Source organism: Streptomyces sp. NBC_00647 (assembly GCF_045207245.1).
Taxonomy (GTDB): Bacteria; Actinomycetota; Actinomycetes; order Streptomycetales; family Streptomycetaceae; genus Streptomyces.
This window is the reverse complement of sequence record NZ_CP109040.1, coordinates 8,363,831-8,376,074: the sequence shown is the minus strand read 5'-3', so window position 1 is coordinate 8,376,074 and position 12,244 is coordinate 8,363,831. Positions and strand designations below refer to the sequence as shown.

At 71.8% G+C, this 12,244-nt stretch carries 10 protein-coding genes and 1 riboswitch; of the genes, 4 read left to right on the top strand and 6 right to left on the bottom strand.

All coding sequences use genetic code 11. The annotated features are described in order from the left end of the window. The first annotated feature begins 125 nt into the window (after window positions 1–125). From OG788_RS36725 to OG788_RS36715, 3 genes are all read left to right on the top strand, one after another. A complete protein-coding gene (locus OG788_RS36725; RefSeq protein ID WP_406375322.1) occupies window positions 126–1,745 on the top strand; it encodes a thiamine pyrophosphate-dependent enzyme in 1,620 nt (539 codons plus the stop codon). After that, the gene (locus OG788_RS36720; protein WP_406375321.1) at window positions 1,742–2,920 is read left to right on the top strand and encodes a Glu/Leu/Phe/Val dehydrogenase dimerization domain-containing protein; all 1,179 of its coding nucleotides are present in this window, start codon (window positions 1,742–1,744) and stop codon (window positions 2,918–2,920) included. The genes OG788_RS36725 and OG788_RS36720 overlap by 4 nt, the downstream gene beginning before the upstream one ends. Window positions 2,921–3,155: 235 nt before the next feature. Further along, window positions 3,156–3,776 carry a TetR/AcrR family transcriptional regulator gene (locus OG788_RS36715; RefSeq protein WP_406375320.1) on the top strand — a complete coding sequence of 207 codons (621 nt, stop codon included), beginning with the start codon at window positions 3,156–3,158 and terminating at the stop codon, window positions 3,774–3,776. Window positions 3,777–3,995: 219 nt separating this feature from the next. Here the strand turns inward: OG788_RS36715 and OG788_RS36710 are convergent, their stop codons facing one another. Both OG788_RS36710 and OG788_RS36705 read right to left on the bottom strand, forming a co-directional pair. Then, entirely contained in the window at window positions 3,996–4,781 is a 786-nt protein-coding gene (locus tag OG788_RS36710; RefSeq protein WP_406376946.1) for an SGNH/GDSL hydrolase family protein, read from the bottom strand. A gap of 326 nt (window positions 4,782–5,107) precedes the next feature. Next, complete coding sequence (locus OG788_RS36705) at window positions 5,108–6,001, bottom strand: peptidoglycan DD-metalloendopeptidase family protein (RefSeq protein WP_406375319.1); 894 nt, start codon at window positions 5,999–6,001, stop codon at window positions 5,108–5,110. A gap of 4 nt (window positions 6,002–6,005) precedes the next feature. Beyond that, a riboswitch (cyclic di-AMP (ydaO/yuaA leader) is annotated at window positions 6,006–6,163 on the bottom strand. Window positions 6,164–7,040: 877 nt separating this feature from the next. On the opposite strand from OG788_RS36705, the gene OG788_RS36700 reads away from it, so the two are divergent. Then, entirely contained in the window at window positions 7,041–7,838 is a 798-nt protein-coding gene (locus tag OG788_RS36700; RefSeq protein WP_351540978.1) for a tyrosine-protein phosphatase, read from the top strand. A gap of 110 nt (window positions 7,839–7,948) precedes the next feature. On the opposite strand, the gene OG788_RS36695 is transcribed toward OG788_RS36700, so the two are convergent. The 4 genes from OG788_RS36695 to dxs all read right to left on the bottom strand — a co-directional run bounded on the left by OG788_RS36695 (window position 7,949) and on the right by dxs (window position 12,217). Next, on the bottom strand, window positions 7,949–8,065 hold the full coding sequence (locus OG788_RS36695; protein ID WP_356166334.1) for a DUF6126 family protein: 117 nt from the start codon (window positions 8,063–8,065) through the stop codon (window positions 7,949–7,951). 29 nt (window positions 8,066–8,094) lie between these two features. Continuing rightward, the gene (locus OG788_RS36690) at window positions 8,095–8,730 is read right to left on the bottom strand and encodes a helix-turn-helix domain-containing protein (RefSeq protein WP_406375318.1); all 636 of its coding nucleotides are present in this window, start codon (window positions 8,728–8,730) and stop codon (window positions 8,095–8,097) included. Between the two features lie 137 nt (window positions 8,731–8,867). Continuing rightward, the gene (locus OG788_RS36685; RefSeq protein WP_406375317.1) at window positions 8,868–10,268 is read right to left on the bottom strand and encodes an aspartate aminotransferase family protein; all 1,401 of its coding nucleotides are present in this window, start codon (window positions 10,266–10,268) and stop codon (window positions 8,868–8,870) included. After that, a complete protein-coding gene (gene dxs, locus OG788_RS36680; RefSeq protein ID WP_406375316.1) occupies window positions 10,265–12,217 on the bottom strand; it encodes a 1-deoxy-D-xylulose-5-phosphate synthase in 1,953 nt (650 codons plus the stop codon). The genes OG788_RS36685 and dxs overlap by 4 nt, the downstream gene beginning before the upstream one ends. Between the last annotated feature and the right edge of the window lie 27 nt (window positions 12,218–12,244).

Below are 12,244 nucleotides of genomic sequence, written 5' to 3'. Positions count from 1 at the left end.
CGTGGCCCACGGGTCGCGTCGGCCCGCCCGCTCCCTGGAGGCACCGTGTCCGACCGCCACGCCCGGCCGACGCCGACCGAGGACGTCTCGGGCGCCGTGCGGCGCGTCATCGCGCGGAGCCCGTGATGGGCGAGAGGATCACCGGCGGCGAGGCCCTCGTCCGCGCCCTGTGCGGCCATGCCGTGACCCAGGTCTTCGGCATCCCCGGAACGCACAATCTGGAGATCTACCGACACCTGTCCGCGTACGGCATCCGGCACCTCCTGACGCGCCACGAGCAGGGAGCCGGATACGCCGCCGACGGCTACGCGCGCGTGACCCATCGCCCGGGTGTCGTGATCACGACGACGGGGCCCGCCCTGCTGAACGCGGCGGCAGCCATCGGCCAGGCCTACTCGGACAGCGTGCCACTGCTCGTCGTCTCCCCCGGGATGCCCCTGCGCCACCCCCGTCTCGCGACCGGTCTGCTGCACGAGACGCGCAGCCAGACGGGGGCCCTGCGGGGCGTGGCCGCCTTCAGTCACCGCGTGTCCTCGGTCGCGGAGATCGACGCGGCGGTGGCGCGCGCCTTCACCCTGTTCCGCACCCGCCGGCCGCGCCCCGCGCACATCGAGATCCCCCTCGATCTCCTGGAGGCGGCCGAGGAGACGGGTCCCGTCCGCATCACCCCTCCCGTCCTCACCCTCGCCCCCGACGCGGCGGCCGTGGAGCGGGCCGCCGAAGCCCTGCGCGGGGCACGCCGTCCGGCGCTCGTGCTCGGCGGCGGCGCGCGCGGCGCCGCCGCCCCGGGCCTCGCCCTCGCCGAGGAGCTGGGCGCTCCCGTCCTCACCACGGCCAACGGCAAGGGGATCGTCCCCGAGACCCACCCGCTCTCCCTCGGCGTGTCCCTCCACAGCCCCTCGGTCCTGGGCTGGCTCGCGGAACGCGACGCCGTGCTCGCCGTCGGCACCGAACTCGCCGAGTCCGATCTGTGGACCGCGCCGCCCGCCCTGAACGGCACGCTGATCCGCGTGGACCTGGACCCGGACCAGATGTACGCGGGCCTCCCCGCGGACATCGCCGTCGTCGGCGACGCCCGGGTCTCCCTGACGGCCCTGCTCGCGGCCGTGGAGGGGGCCGGCGGCCCGCGCCGCCGCGCGCGCGTGGCGGACGAGGACCCCGCCCTGGGGGCTGGGGTTCTGCGGGCCGCGCGGAACGCCGAGACCGCGCGGCGCGACGCCCGCTGGATCCCGTACCTGCGGGCCGTCCGCTCCGTCCTCGCCGAAGACGCCGTGATCACCTCGGACAGCGCCCAGTGCTGCTACTACGGAGCGCTCCCGCACCTCCCGCTCGGCCCCGGGGGCCGCTATCTTCACCCGACCGGCTTCGGCACGCTCGGCTACGCGCTGCCCGCGGCGATCGGCGCCAGGACCGCGTGCCCCGACCGCCAGGTGGTGGCACTCAGCGGGGACGGCGGCCTCCAGTTCACGGTGCAGGAACTGGCGACCGCGGCACAGCTCCACCTCCCGCTGCCCGTCGTGGTGTTCGACAACGGCGGCTACGGGGAGATCCGCGACGAGATGGCCGCCCGGGGTGACACCCCCACGGCGGTCGACCTCGCACCGGTCGACCTGCCCGCCCTGGCCCGCGCCTACGGAGGACAGGGCACGCGCGCGTGCAGCCCGGAGGAGCTGACCGCCGCGCTCACCGAGGCACTGCACACCCCCGGCCCCACCCTGATCGCCATCCCCGAGGAGACCCGATGACCGCCCCCCTGATGACGCTCACCTGGACGGACCACGTCACCGGCCGCCCGGGCTTCCTCGTCGTCGACCGGCTCGTGCGCGGCGTCTCCAGCGGCGGTCTGCGGATGCGGCCCGGCTGCACGCTGGAGGAGGTCACCGGGCTCGCCCGTGGCATGACCATGAAAGAGGCCCTGCATTACAACCCCGAGGGCCGGTACATCCCGCTGGGCGGCGCCAAGGGCGGTATCGACTGCGATCCCCAGGACCCGGCGGCGTACGGCCTGCTGGTGCGCTACCTGCGCGCCATGCGCCCGTACATCGAGGCCTTCTGGACCACCGGCGAGGACCTCGGGCTCACCCAGGACCTGGTCGACCGGGCGGCCGAGGAGGCCGGGCTCGTCTCGTCCATCCAGGCCGTGTACCCGCTGCTCGACGACGAGACGGCGGCCCGCGGACGGCTCGCGGACGCCTTCGCGGTCGAGGTGGACGGCATCGGTCTCGACGAACTGGTCGGCGGCTGCGGCGTGGCCGAGTCGGTCCTCGCGGCCCTGGACCGGGCCGGGGTGGAGTACGCCGGTACACGCGTCGCCGTGCAGGGCCTCGGCACCATGGGCGGGGCCACGGCGCGCTTCCTGTCCCGTGCGGGGCTCAGCATCGTGGCCGTCGCCGACGTCAAGGGAACGATCGCGAACCCGGACGGCCTCGACGTCGAGGCGCTGCTCGCCGGGCGGGACGCGTACGGGACGGTCGACCGCGGGGTGCTGCGCGGCGCCGACCGTGAGCTCCCGGGTGACGCCTGGCTGTCCGCCGATGCCGAGGTTCTGGTGCCCGCCGCGGTGTCGTACGCGATCGACACGGCGAACCAGGCCGGGATCAGGGCCCGTTGGATCGTGGAGGCGGCCAACATGCCCGTCCTGTCGGACGCGGAGACCCTGCTCGCCGCGCGCGGGGTCACCGTCCTGCCGGACGTGGTGGTCAACTCCGGCACGAACGCCTGGTGGTGGTGGACGCTGTTCGGCGACATCGGCGCCGACGCGGACGAGGCGTTCGCCCACACCCGGCGCTCGATGCGCGCCCTGATCGGCCAGACGCTCGCCCGCGCCGAAGCCGACGGCACGACACCCCGGGCCGCCGCCCACGCCATCGTCACCGACCGGCTGCCGGTCATCGCGGAGCGGTTCGGGTGGTACGGATGACGGCCCGGAGCCCCTGAGCACGCGCCCCGCCGTTCCATCGTCGGGTTGCCGTCGAGGACCTGGCGGTCAAGGGGCCCGCCCGTACACGCCCGACCGAGTCCGTCCACGACGCCGGATGGTCCGTGGCCGTCCAGCGGCCGGCCGGAGTCGCCCGAGCGGGCCGGGCCGCCGAGGGCGCCGAGAAGGCGTCAACTCCCGCGGGGTCACTCCCGAGGGGGCTGTGTAGGGTTGCCGCGTGGCGAGAGTGCGGTTGAGCGTGGCGGAGCGGCGCGAGGAGTTGCTGCGGGCCGCCGTCGAGCAGATCGAGGCGCGGGGCGTGGCGGCGGTACGGATCGCCGACGTGGCCTCGTCCCTCGGGGTGAGCAACGCGCTGGTGCTGTACCACTTCTCGACGAAGGAGAAGCTGGTCGCCGCCGCTTTCACCTACGCGGCCGAGGACGACCTCGCCCATCTCCGCAAGCTGCTCGGCCGCCGTACGACCGCACTGCGACGCCTCCGTACCGCCGTGCGCTGGTACGCCCCGACAGGCCAGGCAAAGGGCTGGCGCCTGTGGATCGAGGGCTGGGCCGCCGCCCTGCGCGAGCCCGCGCTGCGCGAGGTCACCCGCGATCTGGACAGGCAGTGGAAGGCCGCGATCACCGAGGTCATCGCGGAGGGCGTGGCCGCGGGCGAGTTCCGCTGCCCGGACCCCACGAGTGCGGCCCTCCGGCTCACGGCGCTGCTGGACGGCCTGGCCGTCCAGATGACGGCGTACGCGGGCGCCGTGTCACGGGCGCGGACCCAGGAGTGGGCGGACGAGGCCCTCGCCCGCGAACTGGGCCTCGAACGCGAGGCGTTGGTGGCGGCAGTGCGCTAGGGCTGGGCACGGTGCCCCATTCCGTGCGCCCGTTCCCGTGCGCCGGTTCCCGTGTGCCCAGCCCCGTTGCCCCGTCACGCGGTCCCGAGCCACTCCTTCGCCCTCACCTCACCGGTCGGCGCGGGTCCGCCCCGGGCGCCGTGCCCGACCCGCGCCCTACCGGCCGAGCCGGGCCGCCCGCACCCTCGCCGCCTGTGACGCCGCGACGGAGGTCCCGTCTCAGGCCACCGACTCGATGCGCATCTTGATGTCGTCCGGTGACAGGGCGCCCTTGGCCGCCACGTGGTCGCCCGAGGACTCCCCGCGCAGCCGCCGTCCGATCCACGGGACCAGGTACTCGCGCGCCCACTGGATGTTGTCGCGCCGCATCTCGAGCGTGCCGCGCGGCGGCAGGGGCGGCCAGGGCTGGTCCGGGTCGGCGGGCACGTCGAGACCGAGTACCTGTCCGGCACGGAGCGCCACCCGCGTGTGGCCCTCGGGCGAGAGGTGCAGGCGGTCGCCGTCCCAGGCGCGGCGGTCCTGGATCGTCTTCAGGGACCAGAGGTCGAGGACGGGACAGCCGTAGCGGTCCGCGATGGCCCGCACATGTCCGTTGTAGGTGGCGATCTTGCCGCGCAGATGCTTGAGCACGGGGACGCCGCGGGTGTCGAAGCCGGTGGTCACCATGACGGTGCCGACGGCGGAGGTGAGGTCGACGATCGCGCGCTCGAAGCGCTCCGCGACCTCGTCGGGGTCGGTACCGGGCCGGATGATGTCGTTGCCGCCCGCGCAGAACGAGACCAGGTCCGGGCCGAGCTCCTTGGCCCGCAGGAGCTGGGTCTCGACGATCTGGTCGAGCAGTTTGCCGCGTACGGCGAGATTGGTGTAGGTGAAATCGCCCTCGGGGCGCCGGTCCGCGAGAAGGACCGCGAACCGGTCCGCCCAACCGACGAAGGCCCCGTCGGGCCCAGGGTCGCCGACGCCCTCGGTGAAGCTGTCCCCCACCGCCACGTACGACCCGATCACTGATCTGTTGTCACTCTTCGAATCGTCTGCCACATCGAGCCATGATTCACCCTCGGATGTGAGCTACGCGACCGTAGGGAAGGGTTGACGTGCGGTGAGAAAGGCCACTGGCCAAGTATTGGTCAACTCCGGAATAGCTCTCAGATCAAGGCTGTTGAAGCAGCGAGCACCCACGGGCGGGGAACATCGCGCGAATTCGCGCCGCGGCGGTCACAGGCCTTGTACGGGGAACACCGAAGGCCGGACCCCGGGGATCGTGGGGTCCGGCCTTCGGAGTCAGTCCTGCCGTCAGGAGCAGGGCTTGGCTTCAGGAGCGGGGCTGGGCGTCAGCCGACGGTGACACCGTGCGCGCGCAGGTACGCGACGGGGTCGACGTCCGAGCCGTAGTCCGGCGTGGTGCGGACCTCGAAGTGCAGGTGCGGTCCGGTGACGTTGCCGGTGGCGCCGGAGACGCCGATCTGCTGCCCCGCGGTCACGGTCTGCCCCGCCGAGACGGACAGGGCCGACATGTGGGCGTACTGGGAGTACCGGCCGTCGGCGTGCTGGATGACGACCTGGTTGCCGTAGGCGCCGCCCCAGCCCGCGGAGACGACCGTGCCCGCGGCGATGGACTTGATCGTGGTGCCGGTCGGGACCACGAAGTCCACACCCGTGTGGTAGCCGCTGGACCACATGCTGCCCGCCAGCTTGTAGCTGGTGCCGAGGGTGGCGCCGTCGACGGGCAGGGTGTAGCCGGAACTGCTGCTGGCGGAGGCCGCGTTGGTGGCCGTGGTCGCCTTCTCGGCCTTGGCCGCGGGGGCCTTGGCCGCAGGGGCCTTCGTTCGGGTGGACGAGTGGGTGGCGCCGGCGGAGGCGGCCTTCTTGCCGAGCGACAGCTTCAGACCGGGGTGGATCAGCGACGGGTCGCCGCCGATGGCCGAGCGGTTGTCCGAGTAGATCTTCTTCCAGCCGCCGGTGACGTTCTGCTCGTCGGCGATCTTCGAGAGGTAGTCGCCGGACTTCACCGCGTACGTCTTCGTCGTGGCGGCCTTCTTGGCCGCGGGAGCGGCGGTCGCGGCCTTCTCGACGTGGTGCGCGACGGCGGTGGCCGGGGTCGCGGCGTGGGCGCCCGTGGCTCCCATCAGAGGCAGCGCGAGCGCGGCGCCACCGGTGCCGGCCACGGCGATCGAGCGGGTGAGACGCAGGGACTTCGGACGGCGATGCTTACCCTTGGCGGGCATGACGAATTCCTCTCCGGCGCCTGCGAGGTGAGCTGTCGGGTGCGGGCTGGAGATGCCCGGCCGCGCTGCTGCGCGGCTGTACCCCTAGCCTGTTCCGGAGACCGGACCAGGCACGGAACCTGTGGGTCCCCCGCTCCTGCCGTGTACGGGTGAGTGTGCGGATTCCGGGCGGCGGCAGGATTGGGCGTCCGTCCGGATTGAGGCAGAACGTAAGCGAGATGAGAGCGCGTCGACAACTATGTGCGGTTTCTGTGCGCTCGCCTTTCTTGATCCATGCGGGAATTGCCGTCACCCTCTGTGGAATGACGATCTTTACGGCCCCTCAACCCGCCCGGGAATGCGGGCCGGTTGAGAAATGGGGACGGCAACGCATCGTCACGAATATGACGCTCCTCACGCGACTCGTCCCACGGTGCCTTATTTCAGGGACAGTTGGAATGAAGGCGCTATTTCGGACAGAACAGTCACATGCGACGTCGGCGGATATCCATCACATCCAGACCCTCACGGAGTCCGGTCCGCACACCGCGGGGTGGCGATGCCCCCTCTAGGGCGATTTGAGAGCTTTCGCAATATTCATGCACTTATGTCGAGCCTCAGCTCGCTCGTCCGGAGCCATGCGGCCGGCCCGCATGGCGCCGCACCTCGACGCGGTGGCGCCGTACGTGATCCCCGGACCCGGTGCGGACGCGTCGGCTCGTCGCGCTCGGTGACGCGCGCCGTGACCGACGCGAGGTCGCTGACATCTCGCGTGACCGCCGCACGGTCGGTGACGTCGGTCTCGTGACCGCCGCTCGCCCCGGGAAGAGGCCAGGTCCGGGCTTCCGCGCCGATCTCGATCATCGGCTCCCGCGGTGCCGGACAGACCCCATCGGGGCCGACATGATCACGGGTGCCGCGCCCTGATGTGCCGCCTGTGGACAACTCATTGCCTCAGGAACCCATGTCGTATCGTCGAGAGCGCGAGCCGAAGACAACTGCCGACGCGCGACGCCGAGTCCAGCCGGGCGACGCCGCCGGCCGAATGGGAGGAGCCCCCGTGACGCAGCAGGTCCCGTCGACCGAGCCCGAGCTCGGCGGAGTGCGCAACTTCCGCGACGTGGGCGGACTGCCCACCGCGGACGGCCGACGAGTGCGCTACGGGCACCTGTTCCGCAGCGGTCACCTCGCGCACGCCACGGAGGAGGACGCCGCGTTCCTCGCCTCCCTGGGGCTCCACACGATCTTCGACTTCCGCAACGCCGCGGATCAGAAGCTGGAAGGCCCGGACGTCGATCTGCCGGGCGTGCGGAACGTGAATCTGCCCCTGTCCGACCCGGCCGACGGCAGCGAGTTCTGGAAGATGGTCCGCGACGGCGACCTGGACCAGCTGCACGCGATCCTCGGCGACGGCAAGGCCGCGAACCGCATGATCGGCTCGTACCGCAGGATCATCAAGGAGCGCACGGCCGAGCACTCCCAGGTACTGCGCGAGATGGCCGAGGACAGCGTGCCCGCGCTGATGCACTGCGCGGCCGGCAAGGACCGCGCCGGACTGTCCATCGCCATCACCCTGCTCGCCCTCGGCGTCGAGCGCGACGCGATCGTGGCCGACTACCTGGAGTCGAACGCCGCGCACCGCCGCTACAAGGTGCACCGCAACAACTCCTCGGCCTCCGCGTACTCCCCCGAGGTCATGGAGCTGCTCAGCCCCCTGTTCGACGCGCGCGCGGAGTACCTGACGGCCGCCTTCGAGACCATCGAGGAGACCTGGGGCAGCGTCGACGTCTATCTGGAGCAGGGCCTGGGCATGACGCCGGAGCTGCGGGAGCGCCTGCGCGAGCGCCTGCTGGACTGAGCCGCGCGCCGATGCGGGGCGTCCACCGGCTCCTCGCGCCGACGCCGGGCGTCCGCCGCTTCCTCTCGCCGGCCCGGGCGTCGGCCTGTCCGGCGCGCCCGGCCGAGGAGCTACTGGTTCTGCGCGCCCAGCGTGAAGAGCAGGTAGATGAAGGCCGCGAAGAGGTGGCCGACGGCGACATAGATGATCAGCCGCACCCACAGGGCGCGCGGGAACTTCTCCTCCATGGAGCGCCGGCGGGGTTCTGTGGGTTCGGTCATGACGTCTCTCCCGAGGTGGGGTGGCCGGTCGCCGCGCCGAGGCACAGCGCGGCGACGGGGCTCTGCAAGAGGGTGTGTACGAAGAGGAGCTCGGCCCCGTCGCGCTCGGCGGCCGCGATGCGGTGCGGGGTGAGCGAGTCGAAGTGGGCGCTGTCCCCCGGTGCGAGCACGTGCGCGGTGTCCCCGAGGCGAAGCCTGAGCCGCCCCTGGAGAACATACAGCCACTCCTCGCCGGGGTGGACGCGCACGATGTCGCCCTGCGAGCCGTACGGGACGTGCACGCGCAGTGCCTGCATGCCGCGGCCGGCCGCGCCGGCCTGCCAGTAGGTCCAGCCGCCCGCCGGGGCCGGGTCCATGTCGGCGGCCCGCACGATCGCGTCACGGTCGGCGACCGTCTCGCCGAGCAGTTCGGAGACCGTCGTACCGTAGACGCGGGCCAGTGTCAGCAGCATCGGCAGCGAGGGCTGGCGCTGCCCGGTCTCCAGACGGGAGAGATGGGCGGGTGAGAGTCCCGCGGCACGGGCCGCGGCCTCCAGCGTGAGGGAGGCGCCGCGGCGCAGCGCGCGGAGCCGGGGCGCCACGGCGTGCAGCTCGTCGGACGGCTCGTCGGCCGTCCCTGGATCGGGGCTCATAGCTCCATTGAGCCCGATGATTGCCTCCGGGGCAATTTTCTTGTCCCAGAGGCAAAGAGACCCGTGTCACCGTCGGCCCGCCGGAGAGTCCCGCCGTGTCACCGTCGGCCCGCCGGAGAGGGCGGGCCCAGCGGGTCTCAGCGGTTCGCCACCGCCTGCTTCACCAGCGTCTTCCCGAAGTCCCACATCAGCCCGCCGCCGCTGTGCGCGTCCTCCATCACCGCGGTGAAGGCCTCCACGAACCGGTCGACGTCGTGCTCGTCGATGACCAGCGGCGGGATCAGCTTGATCACTTCCAGGTGGTCGCCCGAGACCTGGGTGAGGATGTGGTGCCGCTGGAGCAGCGGGACGACGACCATCTGCGCGAACAGGCCCTTGCGCGCTGCCTGCAGCATGGTCCAGCGGCTGCGCAGTTTGAGGGACTTGGGCCGGCCGAACTCGATGCCGATCATCAGGCCCCGGCCGCGCACATCGCTGAGCAGCTCGTACCGGTCGATCAGCGCGGCCAGCCGGGACCTCAGCTGTTCGCCGGTGGCCCGGGCGTTGGCGACGATCTGGTCGTTCTCCATGACGGAGAGCACCGCGAGGCCCGCCGCCATCGCCTGCGCGTTGGAACCGAAGCTCGCCGAGTGCACGAGGACCCGGTCCATCGAGGAGTAGACCTTCTTGAAGATCCAGTCCTTGCCGAGGGTCGCGCCGACCGGCACATAGCCTCCGGAGAGCGCCTTGGCCACGCACACCAGGTCCGGTTCGACGCCCTCCTCGTGCTGGTAGGCGTAGAAGTCCCCGGTCCGGCCGAGGCCGGTCTGCACCTCGTCGGCGATGAGCAGTGCCTTGTGCCGGTGCAGCAGTTCCTGGGCGGCGCGCAGATATCCGGGCGGGGCCTCGTGGACGCCCTTTCCCTGGATCGGCTCCACGATCAGCGCGGCGACGTCGCCTTTCTTCAGCTCCCTCGCCAGGGCGTCGAGATCACCGAGCGGGACGGCGGTGTCGGGCAGCAGGGGTGCGAAGCCGTCGCGGAAGCCGTCCTCGCCGTTCACGGACAGGGAGCCGGTGGTCAGCCCGTGGAAGGCGTGCGAGCAGTACAGGATCCGCGGCCTGCCGGTGGCGTACCGCGCGAATTTCAGCGCGGTCTCGACGGCCTCCGTACCGCTGTTCCCGAAGAACACGCGGTCCAGGTGCGGGCTGTGGGTGAGGAGTCGCTCCGCGAGCAGACCCGGCAACGGCTGGCAGTCGAAGCGGGTGAGGTCGGCGAGCGAGGCGTCGAGGACGTCGTGCAGCGCCCGCCGGACGACGGGGTGGTGGCGGCCGAGGCCCATCACCCCGAATCCGGCGAGCATGTCGAGGTAGTCGTTGCCGTCGGCGTCCCAGAAATGCGCGCCCTCGGCCCGCTCGTAGACCTTGTCGAATCCGATGGTGTGCAGCATGCGCGGGAGCTGGTGGTTCAGGTACTTCGAGTGCAGCTCGTAGCGCTCGGCTCCGCGCTCGGCGAGGAGCGCGCCGAGGTCGAACTCCCCCTTCTGGGCAGGGTCGGTCATTCCTTCTTCTCCTTGGACAATTCATGTTCGGCCGGCACGTCGGCGGCCTTCGACAGCTCGTGGGCGGCCTTGGACCGCGCTTCCCTGACCGCCAGGCCGGCGCTGATCCGCCCGGCGATCTCCACGGGCGTGAGCCCGATGTCGGCCAGCACCTCGGCGCGCTTGGCGTGCGCGAGGAACTGCTCCGGGATGCCGAACCGCCTGACGGGCACGTCGACCTCGGCGTCCCCGAGGGCCAGCGCGACGGCCGCGCCGACGCCCGACGCCCGGCTGTTGTCCTCGACGACGGCGACGAGCCGGTGCTCGGCGGCGAGCGGGGGCAGCGCCGGGTCGACGGGTTTGACCCAGCGGGGGTCGACGACGGTGCAGCCGATGCCGCGGGCCTCCAGCAGGTCGGCCGCCTGGAGGCAGACCGGGGCCATCACTCCCACGGCGACGAGCAGCACCTCGGGGCGCTCGCCGCGGTGCAGGACGTCGAGCCCGCCCACCCGGTCCACCGCGGGGATCGCGGGACCGACGGACTCCTTCGGGAAGCGGATCATCGTCGGCGCGTCGTCGACGGCGACCGCCTCCCGCAGCTGCGCCCTCAACTGGTCGGCGTCGCGCGGCGCGGCGATCCTGAGGCCGGGCACGACCTGGAGGATCGACATGTCCCACATGCCGTTGTGCGAGGCGCCGTCCACACCGGTGATCCCGGCCCGGTCGAGGACGAAGGTCACGCCGCAGCGGTGCAGGGCGACGTCCATGAGGAGCTGGTCGAAGGCCCGGTTGAGGAAGGTCGCGTAGACGGCGACGACGGGGTGGAGGCCGCCGGTCGCGAGTCCGGCCGCGGAGACCGTGGCGTGCTGCTCGGCGATGCCGACGTCCCACACCCGGTCGGGGAATCTCTCGGCGAACTTCCCGAGCCCCACCGGGTGCAGCATGGCCGCGGTGATGGCCACGACGTCCGCGCGCTCCTCGCCGATCCGGAGGATCTCCTCACCGAACACGGAAGTCCAGGAGGGGCCGTTGGACGGGGCGAGAGGCTCACAGGTGAGCGGGTCCATCACCCCGACCGTGTGGAAGTGGTCCTCCTCGTGCGCGAGCGCGGGCTCGTAGCCGCGGCCCTTCTCCGTCAGGCAGTGGATGAGGACGGGCCCGTGGAAGCGTTTCGCCCGGCGCAGGGCGGACTCCACGGCGCCGAGGTCGTGGCCGTCGATCGGTCCGACGTATTTGAGCCCGAGGTCCTCGAACATGCCCTGCGGCGCGAAGGCGTCCTTGAAGCCCTTCTTCGCGCCGTGCAGGGACTCGTAGATCGTGTTGCCGACGACGGGGGTGCGCAGCAGGACGTCCTTGCCCCAGGCGAGGATCTGCTCGTAGCTGTCGGTGGTCCGCAGGGTCGCGAGGTGGTTCGCGAGGCCGCCGATGGTCGGCGCGTACGAGCGTTCGTTGTCGTTGACGACGATGATCAGAGGCCGGTCCTTGGCGGCGGCGATGTTGTTCAGCGCCTCCCACGCCATGCCGCCGGTCAGCGCGCCGTCGCCGATGACCGCGACGACATGGCCCTTCTCGCCCTGGACCTGGCGGGCCTTGGCGAGCCCGTCCGCCCAGCCGAGCGCCGTGGAGGCGTGGCTGTTCTCGATGACGTCGTGCTCGGACTCCTCGCGCGAGGGATAGCCGGACAGGCCGCCCTTGCCACGCAGCTTGGAGAAGTCCTGCCGCCCCGTCAGCATTTTGTGTACGTAGCTCTGATGGCCGGTGTCCCACAGGATGCGGTCGACGGGCGACTCGAAGACCCGGTGGAGGGCGATGGACAGTTCCACCACTCCCAGATTGGGTCCGAGGTGACCGCCGGTCCTGGCGACCGCGTGCACCAGGAACTCCCTCACCTCTTCGGCCAGTTCACCGAGTTCCGCCTCGGACAGCGCCTTCAGGTCGCGTGGTCCCCGGATGTTCTCCAGAATCGTCACGTCGGGCCCCCTCTCGGTCCGTGCTGA